This is a genomic window from Acinetobacter sp. CAU_H_78 (assembly GCF_058599365.1).
Genome location: NZ_CM178652.1, coordinates 89,121 through 106,132, shown reverse-complemented (window position 1 = coordinate 106,132; position 17,012 = coordinate 89,121). Strand labels below are relative to the sequence as shown.

Sequence of the window (17,012 nt, the reverse complement as noted above, 5' to 3'; positions counted from 1 at the left end):
TATCAATATTATGAATTTTTAGTCTGTTCAATATTACTAAAAATACACATTATTAAAAAAAAGAAATAAACATGCGACCCTAAAACACTCGAAGGAATGGACATTGATATTATAGCAATTAACAAGAACCACATACTTCTGTAATAAGTAAATGTCAGAAAAAGAAAAGCTGAAAGAAAGCTAATTAATCCCAACCAACCTAACCAATAACCAATTTCAATAATTAAAAAGTGCGGATTTTGAAACACTAACCAACTCTCAAAGTTAGTATTCGTTGCATATATATAATAATTATTAATCTCACCAGAGCCCAGACCAAGGTTCTTAAGATTTTTGATAAAGTAAATATAGGAGTCTAATCTTAAATTTACTGAACTATCTGCATTGAGACCATACTCATAAATATTTTGAAAAGTATTAATTCGAGAAGATATTCGATTTACAATATCACTATCGTTTTGAGCGTCCCCCAATATAGGAATAACTGCTAACAGCATTAATAGTAATAAAACAATACTTTTATAATTAATATTTCGTAAAAATATAAACACTAATAATGCACAAGCTAATGCAGAGCGTGAACTAGAGACTATTAAAAGGAAAGCTATTGTTATCCATATTGTAAAAATCATATTTTTTTTCAGTACAGACTCTAATTTAGTTACAATTAAAGATATTATCAACACTATAGCTGCAAGGTCATTAGAATTATTAAAAGTACCCGACACCATAAAATTATTTTTATACTCTTGAACGACTGGCAAACCAATACCTAAAACATAGGTTGAAATTTGTCCTAAACATACTATTAACTGCACCATTAAAAATATAAAAATAATTTTAGATATCAATTTATAATAATCATCACTGCAATACTTTCTTCTAAGAACCAAGAATATAAAAATAAAAAAAGGAAGGACTATAAATGTAAATGAATACCCTGATAGAAACTCTCCTTCATAAGGATTTAAAAAATAATACCATTCTGCAATTAATGTATAAGGTATAAAAGCTAGAATTGAAAACCACTCTTTATAGGTCAATAGAGTTGGTTCAACCGCCTCAAAACATAAAATAAGTATCGTTACTGCCAACATTGGACCATATGCCAACAGTCCATTATTAAAAAGATAGGCGAGGAATGGTGATAACACCACTAACAATAGAAATATTTTAAATAAAGAGCTTTTTGTCATTAGATAAATTCTCTTTTTTTCACTTTCAAAAATATGTCCATTAGTATATTTTTAAACAATATAATTCCGAAAAAAAGCATCACTCCCCACACGTAATAAATCTCATAGCTCCAACTAGTAGAAAAAAGATGTAAACCACTCACCACCAATAAGCTCATAGTGATCATCAAGACGTTTAAATAAGGAATTTTTTTCCAAATTAAAGCCGAAATGCATGTACGCAATATAAAAAACACATAAAAAGCAACAGCCGTAGAGAGTGCAGCCCCCGCTGCACCAAATGATGGAACTAGAAAGTAGTTTAAAACCGCACTACACAACATAGCCACAACAGCACAAAGCATAGAAAATTTAGTCTTTTTAGAAATAGCGATTCCAATTCCTGTTACTTCTGATAATGTATAAAACATTGGTGCCAATAAACACATAGGTAACAAATATTGAATAGCATTATAGTTTTCTGGTAAAAAATAAGTAACCACCCAAGCAAACAAACCGACTAAAATAGTAAAAAAATAAATAAACATAACTAGATACTTTAAAACTAATTTCATTTTTTGTTCATCATATTGTCCAGTAGCAATCCACTTATATACCATAGGTGACCAAATAGTATTAAATATACCTGAAAATATAGTCACAACCGCAGCCACACTCATAGTTACAGAATAAATACCCAATTCACTATAACTAGAATACTGACGAAGAAACAATCTATCCATCACATTAAGCCCCCATGCGGCGAAACCAGCAGCGATAAGAGGCGCTCCAAAATGCAATAATTGTTTCAATTGATTTTTATCTATTTTTTCTTTTAAGGCTTGAAGCCACTCCCGACGAGTATTCCAAAAAAATATTAAACATGCCAAAACTATAGAAATTGTATTTGCTGTAATTAAATTATAAATATCTCTAGAAAAATTTAACCACACCGTATTAACGATAATTAAAATAAAGAGCAGCTTAGGCAATAGCTGACTCATAGAAAATGCAATGGATCTCTCCTGCATTCTGAGTACTAAAGATAAAAATCTAGAGATCAATGCAACAATAAAGCAAATAACCACCAAAATACTTAAATAAGCACTTGGAATATCAAACATTAACTCTGATATCAGCCGAATATCAAATAACAACAGTAAACTAAAAAAAATTAGACTCAAAAACAAGCTTGGTAGCAGTACAGCCCTTAATAAAACATGCTTATTTTGTGCTTCATGATATTCCCTTACATACGCCTGATCTAAGCCCAAACAAAATAATAAAACAGAAAGACTTGTAAAAACTTGGAGCATAGATATACGCCCCACATCTTCTACCGAATAAAACCAAGTAATTATCGGCAGACTAATAAATCCTAGAATCCCAGCACCAATAGGTCCTATAGCGTATCCTAAAATAGTTTTCTTATTCATTTGGAATTTGACTTAACTTTTTTATGAAGTTTATATAATTACTATCAGCATTATAATTTTCTTTAACCATTAAAAAAGCATTTTCTCGATAGCTTGGATAGCTACTTGAGTAATAAATCTCTTGAACTGCATCTGCAATTTCTTTTACCGAAGGATTTGAGCTTAATAATTTACCAGTTAAATCATTCACAATGTCAGATATACCACCCACATCAGGGGCAATCACTGGAATTGAATAACTCATTGCTTCCATAATAGAAACAGGAACACCTTCGGACTCACTAGCATTAATAAACAAATCAAAACTCTGTTGTGAGAGTAATTGTTTAACCTCAGTATTTGGTAGAAATCCCAAAAAATTATATTTCAATAATTTATTCCCTCCAACCACTTCTTTAGTATGTTGCTTGAGTTTCTCTAATAACACACCTTTTCCAATATGAGTCCATCGAACTTCAATATGATTAGCCTTCGAAAATACATCTAATGCGTCTATGATTTTATCTATTCTTTTAATCTGAATACAGTTTGAAACTGATAATACTCTTAAAACACCCCCACTTTTACTATAGAGCAATGTTTTTTCAGGTAAAAAAACCCCTAAACTAGCCACATCCAATACATTATTTGGATAGCCATATGTACGATTATAATAATTAGATGCCGATTTAGTTAATAAAAAAACTTTAGTAATTTTTTCACTATATTGACGTTTAAGGGGCATATATGCATTTTCCCTAAAATCTTCATACAAATCATACCGATGAGATCTAGAAACTACTGCTTTTATTTTATTTTTATTTTTATTTTTTAATTCACATGCGGCGTAACAATCAACATCATTCCAATATGAATAAATTAATATATCTCCATCTATATTTTTTAAACTGTGCCTGAGTTGCTTTTCTCTAACTTTGGTAGCAAATACCGCTTTAACTGCATTAATAACATTGGTGATATTAAGGCTATCATTCTTAATTAAATAAAAAATCTCTTTCCAAAACAAAGAATAAAACACAATAAATAATAAAATAAATAATTTTGAACAAGAGCTTATCTCAAACCTTTGTAAAACCATAAGCTCTTTGGGAAAGTACCTTACAACTTGTGTAGGTGATATTCCTGGTAAAATATATACATTATCGAAACCTGTCTTAGCCCAATAATGCACTTCGGATTCAATAAATTGCTCGCCACCTTCGTATGGAAAACTATGCGTTAAAATTACCAAATTTTTCATAATAAAGAAACACTCTGGACTATAGTTTGTAATTTTTCCATATTTAAATAAGGATGCATCGGTAAACTCATTACTCGTTCTGCCACAACATCACCCACAGGTAACACTGCATTTGCATCTGCTACAGCAGGCTGCTTATTTAACGGAATTGGGTAATGCACAGCAGTTGGAATACCTTGCGCTTTTAACTTTTCCTGAACTTCACTGCGGTTTTCTACCTGAATGGTATATTGCGCCCACGCACTCTGATTATGCTCTTCAATAAACGGAGTTGTTAAAATACCTGCTTCGTTTAATAATTTGCTATAAATATCCGCCACACGCTGACGCGCCTGCATTTCATCGTCCAAAATTGCCAGTTTTGGCAATAAAATAGCCGCTTGCAACGTATCTAAACGACTGTTTACCCCAACACGAATGTGATGGTAACGACGGTCTTGCCCATGACGTGCAATTTGACGAATCACTTTTGCCAATTCGTCATCATTGGTAAAAATAGCACCACCATCGCCATAGCAACCTAAAGGCTTACTTGGGAAAAAGCTAGTACATGCCACAGTAGTCAAGTTACAACTTTTATGCCCTTTATAAGTCGCACCAAAACTTTGTGCAGCATCTTCAATCACGGGAATATTATATTTAGCAGCAATTGCATTTATTGCATCAAAATCAGCACATTGTCCATACAGACTTACTGGAATAATTGCTTTAGTACGTGGCGTAATGGCTGCTTCTAATTTTTCTACATCTAAGTTGTAGGTTTTCGGGTTCACATCTACATAAATAGGTGTCGCACCCAACACTGCCACAGTTTCTGCTGTTGCAATATAGGTAAAACCTGGGGTAATGACTTCATCACCAGGCCCTATACCAAATGCCATTTGGGCAATTTGCAGAGCATCTGTACCATTGGCACAAGTAATACAATATTTAGCACCCACATAAGCCGCTAACTTTTCTTCTAGCTCTGCAACTTCTGGCCCTAAAATGTACTGACCATGCGTTAAAACACGCTGAATACCTGCATCAATTTCAGCTTTAATACGTGATTGTTGTGCTTTTAAATCAATAAATTCAATCATACTGCAACCGGCTCTTTTGTTACAACCTTACCATTCAGTCGGTAAATCGCCCCTGTATGCTCGCATTCAACTTGTGCTTCACCCTCTAATGGTAAATCTAATTGTTCACCGAACTCACTCATCCAACCAATTTGTTTTGCTGGAACACCTACCATCAATGCATACGCCGGTACGTCTTTATTAATTACCGCACCAGCACCAACAAACGAGTATTCACCAATCGTTACACCACAAACAATGGTACAGTTCGCACCCAGTGTTGCGCCTTTTTTAACCAAGGTATTACGATATTGGTCTTTGCGTTCAATTAAAGAGCGTGGGTTATACACATTGGTGAAAACCATGCTTGGTCCACAAAATACACCTTCTTCCAAGGTCACGTTATCGTATACCGACACGTTATTTTGAACTTTACAATGGTCGCCAATAACGACTTTATTGCCAACGAATACATTTTGTCCTAAAGATACGCCTTGACCGATTTTGGCACCGCCACATACGTGAACAAAATGCCAAACTCGCGAATCGCTTCCTATTTGCGCACCTTCATCAACAATCGCTGTTTCATGTTGATAAAAATTCATAATCATTCCCTGATTTATTTTACTTTAGCTAATAATGGATGTGGGTTCGCAGGGTTTTCCACAATAGGAGCAACACGAATGACTTCCACTGTTTCAATTGCTGCGCGGTTTTCTTCCACACCGTAGCCTTTGCCTTCCAAAATACGTTGGTAACTTTGAGTATGTAAATCTGTAAAACCACCTGAAAATTCAAGCTCTTCATTTTCAATAGTAATACTACGATACGTCAGTTTTTCACCCTGTACAGCATTTTCAGGTAAATTATTAGCATCAATCGACAAGAACCAGCGTACACGGGCACGTTCATATTCCAAATAACCCGATGCTGTTTTTTCATCACGATAATGCACTTCATTTTTCACAATTTTGCCAAAAATAAAATGCAGCATGTCATAAAAGTGCACACCAATATTGGTTGCTACACCGCCAGATTTTTTATCTACACCTTTCCACGATTTTAAATACCACTTACCCCGTGACGTAAGATAAGTTAAATCTACATCAAAAATTTTATCTGCTGGCGCAGCTTGGACTTTATCACGTAATGCAATAATTGAAGGATGTAAACGTAACTGCAAAATCGAGTTTACTTTTGCGCCATATTGTTTTTCATATTCAGATAACAGATTTAAATCTTCTGAATTAAGTACCAATGGTTTTTCACAAATCACATCTATGCCATTTTTTAAGGCATATTTCATATGAGGTGCATGTAGATAGTTTGGTGAACAAATCGCAACATAATCCAGCTTTTCACCTTTGAGCTTTTGATCTTCTACATAAGCCTCAAACTCTTCAAATTCAGTAAAAAACTCGGCTTCAGGAAAATGACTATCCATAACTCCAACAGAGTCATTCACATCCATAGCAACGGCTAAAGTATTACCTGTTTCTTTAATTGCTTTTAAGTGACGTGGTGCGATATATCCTGCAGCACCAATGAGGGCAAATTTTTTCATGTTGTTCACTATAATTGATTAATTTATGTTAAAGACGGAATACAGTAAAACCCTGTGCTGTTAATTCATCACGATTAAACAGACTTTTGACATCAGCAATCACAGGTTTAGGATTATTTACATAACTACGTAGCTGCTCGGGGCTAAGATGGCGAAACTCCTTATGTCCGACAGCAACAACCAAGCTGTCTACAGGATGCTCTGCATCAATAATTGAAAGCTCTACCCCATACTCTTGTCGTACTTCTTCTGCATCTGCCCATGGATCACAGACTACAACCTGTGCACCCCAGGTTTGAAACTCTTTAATCAGGTCTTCAACCTTGCTATTACGGATATCTGGACAATTCTCTTTAAAGGTAATTCCTAATACACCAATTTTTGCACGCGGAACATCAATACCATTTTTAAGCATATGTTTAATTGTATTACGCGCCACATAACGTGCCATATTGTCATTAATACGACGCCCGGCCAAAATCACCTGTGGATGATAGCCCACTTCTTCAGCTTTATGGGTTAAATAGTAGGGATCGACGCCAATACAATGCCCACCAACCAAGCCTGGACGGAATGGCAAAAAGTTCCACTTACTACCTGCGGCTTCTAGCACATCTAAAGTATCAATACCAAGCCGATCAAAAATAACCGATAGCTCATTCACCAAAGCAATATTTAAGTCACGTTGGGTATTTTCAATGACTTTTGCTGCTTCTGCGACTTTAATACTCGAAGCTTTATGCGTACCTGCAGTAATAATACTGCTATATACCTGATCTACCAGCTCAGCGATCTCTGGGGTAGAACCTGAGGTAATTTTTTTAATTTTAGTCAGGGTGTTAACTTTATCACCCGGATTAATTCGCTCTGGGCTATAACCTGCAAAAAAATCCTGATTAAAAGTTAAACCAGATACTTTTTCTAATACGGGAATACAAACTTCCTCGGTCGCGCCAGGGTATACAGTGGATTCATATACTACTACATCGCCCTTTTTCAGCACTTTACCAAGTGTTTCACTGGCTTTCTTTAAAGGAGTTAAATCAGGTCTATTTACTTCATCTACCGGGGTAGGAACAGTAACAATAAAAAAATTACAGTTTTTTAAATCTTCTAAATTAGCAGAGTAACTAAGATTTTTAGCTTGATTTAATTCTTCTGAAGATACTTCCAATGTATGATCTTGGCCACCTTTTAATTCATCAATTCTTTTTTGGTGAATATCAAACCCTACAACAGGTAATTTTTTCCCAAATTCTACTGCAAGTGGCAAACCTACATAACCTAAACCAATCACCGCAACTTTTAAATCTGCAATAGATAGCATGTCAACGCCTTATTTATACTGTGCTTATAGAGATTAAAATCTTCCGGCACGAATAGTATCAGAAAACAATAAAACTTCTATTATGATTTGTGCTCAAATAACTCATAATATAAAGTAATGTATATTTTTTGTGAAAATTTGGTATTTTCTTTATTATAATTATTGTCTCTTATAGACTTAATTTTTTTCTCCTAAAAGATCGTAATAAGTCACAAATTGTGATGTATATAACCAGTAACTTCGGTAGAATAGCTTCAATTTGAATGAATCTAAAAATTAATATTTAGGAAAGCCTGTGCGACACTTTCAATTAGCTGTTTTATTGGCATGTGGTATCACCACTACAGGGTGTGCAATCACCTCTGGTCTACAAACAAATGACTTACCTAGTGAGGGTGTTTATCAAACTGATCTAGGCACTACAGTAAATGTCATTAAGCTAGATCAAGAATCAATTATGGCTGCTCAGCCTGCTGTACATAATATTCAACAAGAATATGCTCATCTTTTTAGTACATCGCACCGCAGCTATCAGTTGAGTCCGGGTGATATTTTATCTATTTATTTATGGGCTTATCCAGAACTTACCTCTGCAAGTAATATTACGAGTGATCAGTCTGCACAAGCGAATGGCTTCCAGATCGATTCAGATGGCTATATTCATTTTCCAATTATTGGACGCTATCAAGCTTCAGGAAAATCAGTAGCTCAGGTCAATCGTGAATTACGTAGTCAATTGTCACGTTATTTAAAGACTCCAGATGTCATTGTTCGAGTATTATCATATCAAGGTAAAAGATATTCGGTTCAGGGCAATGTTGTAAAAGGTGGCCAGTTTTATCTGAATGATCAACCAATTAGTATTTATACAGCATTAGGAATGGCAGGTGGCATTAATCCTGAACAAGGCGATAATACTTCTATCACATTAGTACGTCAGGGGCGTTCCTATAGTTTAAATACCTTAGAATTAGAAAAAGCAGGATTTTCTCTACATAATTTATTAATACAGCCTAATGACACCTTATATATCAATAATCGTGAAAATCAAAAAATTTATGTTATGGGTGAGTCAGGTAAAAACCAGTCACTACCTATACGAGATCAAGGTATGAGTCTTAGCGATGTCCTAGGTGAAAGCCTAGGCTTGAATCCACTCTCTGCGAGTCGCAGTAAAATTTACGTAGTACGTAGTAATGTCAATTCTCCAATGACAGAAATATACCATATGGATCTTAGTAATATTGGGGACTTTGGCCTAGCAAATCAGTTTAGAATGCGTAGCAATGATATTGTTTATGTAGATGCTTCAGGTCTTGCACGCTGGCAACGTATAGTGAATCAAATTATTCCATTCTCTAGTGTTCTTTATCAACTAGATAATGTAGGTAAATAATGAAAATTAATAATATTTTAGTAGTCTGTATTGGTAATATTTGTCGTAGCCCAATGGCAGAATATTTTTTAAAACAGGAATATCCTCATTTAAATATTGAATCTGCAGGTATTTCTGGTTTAACTGGACAAGCAGCTGATGAAAAAGCGAGTCTATGCATGCAACGCTTTGGAATTGATATGAGTCCTCATGTTGCAAAAAAACTGAATGCAGAACTCGTTAAAAGAGCTGACTTAATATTAGTTATGAGTCAGAATCAGCAAAAACATATAGAACAAACCTGGCCTTTTGCTAAAGGTAAAACCTTTAGACTGGGACATTGGCAAAGTAAAAATATTGCCGATCCTTATCAGCATGATCAAACAGTCTTTGATGAAACATGTAGATTGATTCAAGCCTGTATTACTGACTGGAAAAAATATATTTAAGTTTTTTTAATATTTTCACTTTTTGATATTTAAATTATGAGCCAAACTGCCAATACCGAAGATACTATTGATCTGAAGGAATTATTTTTTTCCTTAATTGCTCAATGGAAACTGATCACGATCTGCATATTATTAAGTTTAATTGCAGCTCTATTATATCTACGGATCACTCCAGATACTTACAATGTAGATGCATTGGTACAAGTAGAAGATAGTAAGGGAGCATCAGCAGCTTTATTAGGTGATCTTTCTAATATGATTGAGCAGAAATCTCCTGCTCAAGCTGAAATCGAGATTTTGAAATCACGTCTTGTCCTTGGCTCAGTGATTAACCAGTTAAACTTGGACCTTGTAATTTCTGGAACTGAAGACACGATCTGGAATCGATTATTAAAAAATCATAATTATGATATCCAATATACGACAAAATCAGTACTCTTTAAGGATAATGAACTTAGTTTCGACGTAAGACAATTTGATATTCCAAATTTTTATAAAAATAAAAATCTGTTATTAAGTTTTAATCATAGTAAATATAATGTAATAGATGCTGAGACAAATGAAATTATATTTACTGCTCCTTTAAACCAAACCAGTCAACTCCAATCAAGGTATGGTCTTTGGAAAGTTGCCATTTATAGCAAAGATCTTTTAGATTCTACTTATAATATTGAAAAGCTGACTTTACCTGCTGCAGTGCAACGTGTACTTGATAATTACTCAGTTGCTGAAAAAGGTAAAATGACGGGTGTACTTGGATTAAATTATCAGGGCCAAGATAAACAACATATTACGCAAGTATTGAATGCAATCTTATTAGCTTATAGCCAGCAAAATATTGAGCGTCGTTCAGCTGAATCTGCCCAAACATTGAAGTTTCTAGATGAACAACTCCCTGAGTTGAGCCAGCAGCTAGATCAGGTAGAACGTGAATTTAACCAGTTCCGTCAGCAATATAATACTGTGGACTTAACTAAAGAATCAGAACTGTATTTGACTCAAAGTATTGCTCTAGAAACACAAAAAGCTGAACTTGAACTTAAAGTTGCTGAAGCTTCTGCACGTTATACTGAAGAACATCCAGTAATGGAACAAATGAATGCTCAACTCGGTGCAATTAATAGTAAAATTGCAGCATTGAGTAATACATTAAAACAACTTCCTGATTTACAGCGTCGTTACTTACAACTCTATCGTGAGGTTGAAGTTAAACAACAGTTATATACCGGATTGCTTAATACGTATCAGCAGCTTCGCATTGCTAAAGCAGGTGAAATTGGCAACGTACGTATTGTTGATACTGCCGTAGAACCAATTGAACCGATTAAACCGAAGAAACTACTAATTCTGATTTTATCGATTTTCCTTGGTGGCTTCTTAGGCACACTACTTGCTTTATTACGTAATATGATGCGTTCAGGCATCAAAGATTCAGCACAAATTGAAAGAGAACTGGATCTGCCTGTATATGCAACAGTTCCGCGGTCTCCTATTCAAGAAAGTCGTATCAATTTGCTGAAGAAGAAAAAGAATATTCCTATTCTTGCGGTTAAGGATAGTAGTGATATTGCAATCGAAAGCTTACGTAGTATGCGTACTGCAATTCATTTTGCTTTGAGTAATGCCAAAAATAATATTATCGCCCTTTCAGGTCCAGCTCCTGAAATCGGCAAATCATTCATTACTACTAACTTAGCAACTATTTTAGCTCAAGGCGGAAGCCGGGTATTAGTGATTGATGGTGATTTACGTCGTGGTTATTTAAATAAATATTTTAATAAAGAAGTACAACCAGGTTTATCCGAACTATTAAATCATCAAAATAGTTATGAAGATGTAGTTCAAAACTCACAGGTTGATAATTTATTCTTTGTTACTCGAGGTAAAAGCCCAGTAAATCCATCTGAATTACTCAGTACAGATAAGTTTAAGGTTTTTCTTGACCAAGCTTCTGCTAGTTTTGATTACGTATTGATTGATACACCACCAGTATTAGCTGTAACCGATGGTATCATCATTGCACAGTATGCTGGTGTAAATCTATTAATTGCACGTCATGGTAAAACACAGATTAAAGAGCTTGAGATTACTGTCACTCGTTTTGAACAAGCTAATGTGAAAATTAATGGTGTTATTCTGAATGATGTACAAAAAGGTTCTGCTGGTAGTTATGGCTATAATTATGCATACGCTTATAAAGCCTCAAAAGATGGAGACTAAGTAAATTTAATTTATAGGAGTTAAATTTACTTAAAATATAAGAATAACTTCATTATTATAAAGCTTCAAACTAAGTTAAATCAGTCAAATTAGTTTGAAGCTTTTTATACTTATCCTACTATGAAATTAGTTATAGTCTTATAATGGCTAATAAAATTAAAAATAATATTTAATATAATTTTTTTACTTTAATAAATTTAAACACTAACCTTGATTCTAAAATATCAAAAATTTAACTATCTATTTTTTATTATTAATATCATTAGCATCTTTTTTAGATATTAAATTATTAATAAACTCTATTTTAAATGAATAATTTTTATTAGATAAGCCTTTATCAGCTTACTTGCTTATTTTTTTAATATGGAAAATCTTAAATATACAATATTATAAAATTTTCTTAGATATTAAATATAACTAGTAAAAGCATCTAATAATAAGATTAATATATTTCAACCAGAAATAATTAAAAAAATAATAAACCTTTATTAAAATAAAAGAAATCTTCTAAAAAATAATTAGGAGAAGTTAAAAATATTTTTTAGTAATAATGAACTTTATTAAATTATTTCACTTCTTTTGCACGTAAAGGGTTTTCAGTGACCTCCTTTCTACGAAATCGTGCTGCACCAACTTCTTGATCTGGCGCATTAATTCCTTCTTGATTAAACATCACCTTAGCTGTTTTAAACATAATTTTAAAATCTAGCCAAATGTTATTTTGCTCAACATATTGAACATCTAAGTCGAATTTTTCTTCCCAAGATAAGTTATTACGCCCACTGACTTGGGCAAGCCCTGTCATACCGGGTTTTACCTCATGTCTTCGCATTTGTTCAGCGGTATAATGTTCTAGAAATTCTTTCATTTGAGGTCTAGGCCCAACAATACTCATATCACCTTTTAAGACATTTATAAGCTGAGGCATTTCGTCCAAGCTGGTAGAACGTAGTTTTTGACCAAAGGGTGTAATTCGAAATTTATCTGGTAAAGGATTACCTTCTTGGTCAAATGCATTTCTCATAGAACGAAACTTAATCATTTTAAAGAGCTTTCCATTTTTACCAGGTCGTTCTTGATAAAAGAAAATTGGTGAGCCTAGATTTCTACGTACTTTATAAGTAATGACAATAAAAACTGGCAATAATATAAATATAGCAGTAAGAGAAATAATAATATCGATTAATCGCTTAGCAACTTTTATATCACTCCTAAAAAAGTCAGCACTAGAATATTGATGAGGATAAGATATTAAAGAATTTTTTAAAATTAGATCTTTCTTCCCTCGATAATACCAAGATTTTTTTTTCTCTAGTTTAGCCACTTTATTTATCCGTGGAGAAAATTGAATGATCTGGTTCTTATATCCTTCTTTTTCTAGAAGGTTTTTTTTTAAGAAAATATTATCTTTTTCAATAAATAAAGATTTACGTGTTGTAATAGAGCTTTTTACAAAGTTTTCGATCTTATTTTTTTCTTGTTGTAGATCCATTAATAAACACCTCACTATGTCTATCTACGCATCATATCAATTGTATTTTTATTAAAGTAGAGAGACTATTGTTAGCCAATTCCATATTTTTGCTTTTTAAAAATATTATTATTATTTTTATTAAAATATATATTTAACTAAAATTAATTAAAATTCACTTAATAATAAAATTAAATTTATATTTTTTTGTATAAATATTAATTACTTACACCAAATTAAAGTAAATAATTTATAATTACAATAGATCAGTTGATAATGAAATATATTTCATTATTAAGAGAAATATTTTTTTAAAATATAGCAAATCTCACACTAAATAAAATGTGACAAAATGTAATATATAAATAATTAGTGAGCGCTATATCACAATAAAATCCTATTTTAAGCTTATAATTTAATATATTTCTAATTAATTATATAACCAAGATAACGTTATTTTTATTCTATTGCAGAAACCTTAAATATATAAAATAAGATAAGATAAGATATAAAATTTATAAGAATATAATATTTAATTAATTTTTATTTCCAATTATTTAAATTTAAGAAAACTAGAAATCCACCTCCTTGCTAATAATAATGAGGTGGAGTAATTTTAGTTAAAACTAGGTGATCATAAATCTATACTATAATAATCATGTACAATCCCACGTGCACCAAATCTTTCTTTTTGATCAATCAATCCTATATTTAAGTATTTCCCTTCATTCTCGTTGGAAGTACCGAAATCAAATATTTTGGCATTTTTCTTACTTTTGTCTATTAAATGATCAATGAGATAATCTAATACCTTGTTCTCCCTACCTTTATCATTACTAGCCAAATATTGAGTATGAACTACTCTTGCAGTTTCAAAAGTTACTGCTCCTGCCACAATATTTCCATCAATACAACATTTATATGCTCTTATATTATTAGGGAAACGACTTTTTAATAAATCTATTTCATCTTCATTATGTACAGGTTGTTGGTTATGATGCTGACGGAGTACTTCCCGGATTACTCCCCAAATCATACTAGGCTGTTCTACCTCCTCACAGCTGATCCCATTTTTTTTGAGCTTATTGACTGATCTTCTTTTACTTTCCGAGTATGAATATTCTTCATTTAGAGCAATAGAAACACTAATATCTCGTCGATAAAGCTTGGCATCATTTCGGAATAAAGCATACAAATCTTCTTGAGCAGGATAATTATGATAAATAACAGGAATACATTTATATATAATCTTATCAATATTTTTTTGTTTTAAATAAATTTTTAATAAATTAAATAATTCTAGCATGTCAGCTGCATGAACATCTCTAGTAATTAGAAAACCACCAAAAGTTAAACCTTGATGACTATAAAAAATATTATCTTTAATATTTCCAGGCAATAAGGCTACAATTTTCCCTTTTTCATTTTTAAATATTAGTGAGAAATCCTCAAATCGATCAGCATGATATTCCATAAAATCGCGATTAAACATAAAATGATAATTTTTACATTTTAATAAGAACTCATTCCATATAATTTTGTCAGAAGCTTCATATTTATGTATTTGAAAACCTAAGTCTTCTTTCATTATGATACCCATATCTATATCTCAGCTATTATTTTTAAATAAAATATAATTTTTCTATTTATTAAGGAAAATACTCATAATTTTTTAAAGCCTATTAATGCCCATCATTTGTAATAATCTATGGTTTATATGATCCGCATTAAAATTCTTTCTAGCATAGAGAAATCCTTGATAGCCCATTTTATTTACCTGTTCAGGATGTTCTATAAAATAAGTCATTTTTTCAACTAAAGCATTTACATTCCATTTAGGAATAATGAAACCTGTTACTCCCTCTACTACTGTTTCATTACAGCCTGGAACGTCAGTAGTAATTACTGGTCGTCCAACTGCCATTGCTTCTTGCATACTACGTGGAACACCTTCACGATAATATGACGGTAATACAAATACTGCACTATTACATATCCGTTGAGCCACATCTTTGACAAATCCATCATATTCTATAATACCGATTTTAATTAGTCGATCTAACTCCTTCTGTTTTAAACCTGTAGGATTTTCTACATCTAAACAACCAATAATTTTAAATATAACTTCAGGATATTTTTTTTTAACTATTTTCGCAGCTTCTAAATATTCAAATATCCCTTTTTCAGCTATCAGTCTAGCTATAAATATAAAAGATATTTTTTTTTGATCATTCCATTTAGTATAACTAAAATCTTTTAAATTAAGACCAATAGGACCTAATACTTCAATCGCATTTTTTTTATGTGAAATATTATATCGATGAACTAGATCTTTAGGATCCTCATGATTTAAGAAAATAATTTTATCCAGATATGGAAATGATAATCTATATAAAAAAACTTGTATAATGCGAACTAACTTAGCTTTAAGGCTTTGGCCATGTTTATGAATTGTAAAAGGTGAACCTAAGCCTTCAATCATTCCATAAATATAAGGAACCTGAGTCTTATATGCAGCTAAAGTTGCATAAATAACAGGCTTTGTTGAATATGAAAATACGATATCAGGTTGAATTTCTTTTATTTTCTTTTTAAGTTGAAAGGTCGAGCGTAAATCAGCCAATGGATTTAATCCACCGCGACTAAGTTGATAAGTTATAGGAATTACTCCAAGATTTTTAATTGTATCTAACCAATGATCATCATATTCCGATACAAAAGCATAAACTTGATGACCATGCTCTAGACAAGCAAAAATAAAATCTTTACGGAAATTATAAAGGTTGTAAGCGGTAGATCCTATAATAGCGATTTTTTTAGTTATCATTGTTTTAATTGTCCTATAAGTTCTAATTGTGCAGTATAAAAATTTTTATCTTGTTCAGAAACAGATATTACTCTGCGTGTTTGTAGAATCTGTATTAAATTAAAAAAGCTTAATATTTTTACAATTATTTTTTTTATCTGAAATTTTAAAATAATTTTATTTTTATCAAAATCCGAGATAATATTTTTATAATATTTTTTTATTACTTCGATCTGGGTATTATAACCACGGATCATTTTTTCTTTTTTTATATTTTCAACTTCTCTATAAAAATATAAGGGTTCCTGTAAAACTATGTAATTAAAATCATTTTTTATCGCAGCTGAAAGCCATAGTTCATAATCTTCAGCTAAGCAATTATCGACTTGGTACGGGTTTCTTTTACACCACTCTTTTCGGGCAAGTAATGAAGGATGCAGTATATTAGTAACACCTTGCAAAATTTCTTTGGGTTGCATTTGATGATTAGAATAGATTCTTTTTCCTAAAATTTCATTCTTATCTCCAATTGAATATAAGCTGGTCACTATGACATCAATATCTGGATTATCATTTAGTACTTTAATCTGTTTTTCAAGACGGTCCACTGCCATTAAATCATCAGCATCCATACGTGCAATAAAATCATACTTGGCTTCATTGATAATCTGATTTAAACGGTAAGGTAATCTTCTATTATACCCATCAGCTATGATACGGATTCTCGGATCATTAAATGAGCGGGCAATTTCTAAAGATCGGTCTGTTGACCCATCATCTACCAGAATTAATTCCCAATTTTGAAAAGTTTGCGCTAATACCGATTTAATCGCATCTTCTAAATATTTTTCAGCATTAAAAAATGGAATTCCTATAGAAATATACATT

General features: G+C 32.2%; 14 protein-coding genes. 3 read left to right on the top strand and 11 right to left on the bottom strand.

The features are described from left to right. Window positions 1-8: 8 nt before the first annotated feature. Genes AC4MCD_RS00460 through tviB form a run of 7 tightly spaced genes read right to left on the bottom strand, consistent with a single transcriptional unit; the run spans window position 9 to window position 7,803 of the window. Window positions 9-1,196: an O-antigen ligase family protein gene (locus AC4MCD_RS00460; RefSeq protein WP_491876367.1), complete on the bottom strand. Its 1,188-nt coding sequence runs from the start codon at window positions 1,194-1,196 to the stop codon at window positions 9-11. Further along, window positions 1,196-2,611 carry a lipopolysaccharide biosynthesis protein gene (locus AC4MCD_RS00455; protein ID WP_491876366.1) on the bottom strand — a complete coding sequence of 472 codons (1,416 nt, stop codon included), beginning with the start codon at window positions 2,609-2,611 and terminating at the stop codon, window positions 1,196-1,198. Before AC4MCD_RS00455 ends, AC4MCD_RS00460 begins: the two co-directional genes overlap by 1 nt. Continuing rightward, window positions 2,604-3,851 (bottom strand): glycosyltransferase, encoded by a 1,248-nt coding sequence (locus tag AC4MCD_RS00450; protein WP_491876365.1) that lies wholly within the window; start codon window positions 3,849-3,851, stop codon window positions 2,604-2,606. Before AC4MCD_RS00450 ends, AC4MCD_RS00455 begins: the two co-directional genes overlap by 8 nt. Beyond that, entirely contained in the window at window positions 3,848-4,933 is a 1,086-nt protein-coding gene (locus tag AC4MCD_RS00445; protein WP_491876364.1) for a DegT/DnrJ/EryC1/StrS family aminotransferase, read from the bottom strand. Before AC4MCD_RS00445 ends, AC4MCD_RS00450 begins: the two co-directional genes overlap by 4 nt. Continuing rightward, window positions 4,930-5,517 carry a UDP-2-acetamido-3-amino-2,3-dideoxy-D-glucuronate N-acetyltransferase gene (wbpD, locus tag AC4MCD_RS00440; RefSeq protein ID WP_491876363.1) on the bottom strand — a complete coding sequence of 196 codons (588 nt, stop codon included), beginning with the start codon at window positions 5,515-5,517 and terminating at the stop codon, window positions 4,930-4,932. Before wbpD ends, AC4MCD_RS00445 begins: the two co-directional genes overlap by 4 nt. A 14-nt stretch (window positions 5,518-5,531) precedes the next feature. After that, a complete protein-coding gene (locus AC4MCD_RS00435) occupies window positions 5,532-6,476 on the bottom strand; it encodes a Gfo/Idh/MocA family protein (RefSeq protein WP_491876362.1) in 945 nt (314 codons plus the stop codon). Between the two features lie 28 nt (window positions 6,477-6,504). Further along, window positions 6,505-7,803 carry a Vi polysaccharide biosynthesis UDP-N-acetylglucosamine C-6 dehydrogenase TviB gene (tviB, locus tag AC4MCD_RS00430; RefSeq protein WP_491876361.1) on the bottom strand — a complete coding sequence of 433 codons (1,299 nt, stop codon included), beginning with the start codon at window positions 7,801-7,803 and terminating at the stop codon, window positions 6,505-6,507. Window positions 7,804-8,098: 295 nt separating this feature from the next. Here tviB and AC4MCD_RS00425 point away from each other — a divergent pair, with 295 nt between their 5' ends. The 3 genes from AC4MCD_RS00425 to AC4MCD_RS00415 are packed head-to-tail and all read left to right on the top strand — an operon-like array spanning window position 8,099 to window position 11,847. Next, a complete protein-coding gene (locus tag AC4MCD_RS00425) occupies window positions 8,099-9,199 on the top strand; it encodes a polysaccharide biosynthesis/export family protein (protein WP_491876360.1) in 1,101 nt (366 codons plus the stop codon). Next, the gene (locus tag AC4MCD_RS00420) at window positions 9,199-9,627 is read left to right on the top strand and encodes a low molecular weight protein-tyrosine-phosphatase (protein WP_491876359.1); all 429 of its coding nucleotides are present in this window, start codon (window positions 9,199-9,201) and stop codon (window positions 9,625-9,627) included. The genes AC4MCD_RS00425 and AC4MCD_RS00420 overlap by 1 nt, the downstream gene beginning before the upstream one ends. Before the next feature lie 36 nt (window positions 9,628-9,663). Beyond that, window positions 9,664-11,847, top strand: coding sequence for a polysaccharide biosynthesis tyrosine autokinase (locus AC4MCD_RS00415; RefSeq protein WP_491876358.1), 2,184 nt, complete (start codon window positions 9,664-9,666; stop codon window positions 11,845-11,847). A gap of 565 nt (window positions 11,848-12,412) precedes the next feature. On the opposite strand, the gene AC4MCD_RS00410 is transcribed toward AC4MCD_RS00415, so the two are convergent. From AC4MCD_RS00410 to AC4MCD_RS00395, 4 genes are all read right to left on the bottom strand, one after another. Then, on the bottom strand, window positions 12,413-13,051 hold the full coding sequence (locus tag AC4MCD_RS00410) for a sugar transferase (protein ID WP_491876822.1): 639 nt from the start codon (window positions 13,049-13,051) through the stop codon (window positions 12,413-12,415). A gap of 901 nt (window positions 13,052-13,952) precedes the next feature. Next, window positions 13,953-14,906 (bottom strand): GNAT family N-acetyltransferase, encoded by a 954-nt coding sequence (locus AC4MCD_RS00405; protein ID WP_491876357.1) that lies wholly within the window; start codon window positions 14,904-14,906, stop codon window positions 13,953-13,955. 84 nt (window positions 14,907-14,990) lie between these two features. Then, complete coding sequence (locus AC4MCD_RS00400) at window positions 14,991-16,145, bottom strand: glycosyltransferase family 4 protein (RefSeq protein WP_491876356.1); 1,155 nt, start codon at window positions 16,143-16,145, stop codon at window positions 14,991-14,993. Beyond that, window positions 16,142-17,011 carry a glycosyltransferase family 2 protein gene (locus tag AC4MCD_RS00395; protein WP_491876355.1) on the bottom strand — a complete coding sequence of 290 codons (870 nt, stop codon included), beginning with the start codon at window positions 17,009-17,011 and terminating at the stop codon, window positions 16,142-16,144. The genes AC4MCD_RS00400 and AC4MCD_RS00395 overlap by 4 nt, the downstream gene beginning before the upstream one ends. Window position 17,012: the final 1 nt, after the last annotated feature.

Excerpts from the sequence above, each read along its gene's own strand:
- AC4MCD_RS00460 (WP_491876367.1), bottom strand. The coding sequence starts at position 1,196 with ATGACAAAAAGCTCTTTATTTAAAATATTTCTATTGTTAGTGGTGTTA.
- AC4MCD_RS00455 (WP_491876366.1), bottom strand. The coding sequence starts at position 2,611 with ATGAATAAGAAAACTATTTTAGGATACGCTATAGGACCTATTGGTGCT.
- AC4MCD_RS00450 (WP_491876365.1), bottom strand. The coding sequence starts at position 3,851 with ATGAAAAATTTGGTAATTTTAACGCATAGTTTTCCATACGAAGGTGGC.
- AC4MCD_RS00445 (WP_491876364.1), bottom strand. The coding sequence starts at position 4,933 with ATGATTGAATTTATTGATTTAAAAGCACAACAATCACGTATTAAAGCT.
- wbpD (WP_491876363.1), bottom strand. The coding sequence starts at position 5,517 with ATGAATTTTTATCAACATGAAACAGCGATTGTTGATGAAGGTGCGCAA.
- AC4MCD_RS00435 (WP_491876362.1), bottom strand. The coding sequence starts at position 6,476 with ATGAAAAAATTTGCCCTCATTGGTGCTGCAGGATATATCGCACCACGT.
- tviB (WP_491876361.1), bottom strand. The coding sequence starts at position 7,803 with ATGCTATCTATTGCAGATTTAAAAGTTGCGGTGATTGGTTTAGGTTAT.
- AC4MCD_RS00420 (WP_491876359.1), top strand. The coding sequence starts at position 9,199 with ATGAAAATTAATAATATTTTAGTAGTCTGTATTGGTAATATTTGTCGT.
- AC4MCD_RS00415 (WP_491876358.1), top strand. The coding sequence starts at position 9,664 with ATGAGCCAAACTGCCAATACCGAAGATACTATTGATCTGAAGGAATTA.
- AC4MCD_RS00405 (WP_491876357.1), bottom strand. The coding sequence starts at position 14,906 with ATGAAAGAAGACTTAGGTTTTCAAATACATAAATATGAAGCTTCTGAC.
- AC4MCD_RS00400 (WP_491876356.1), bottom strand. The coding sequence starts at position 16,145 with ATGATAACTAAAAAAATCGCTATTATAGGATCTACCGCTTACAACCTT.
- AC4MCD_RS00395 (WP_491876355.1), bottom strand. The coding sequence starts at position 17,011 with ATGTATATTTCTATAGGAATTCCATTTTTTAATGCTGAAAAATATTTA.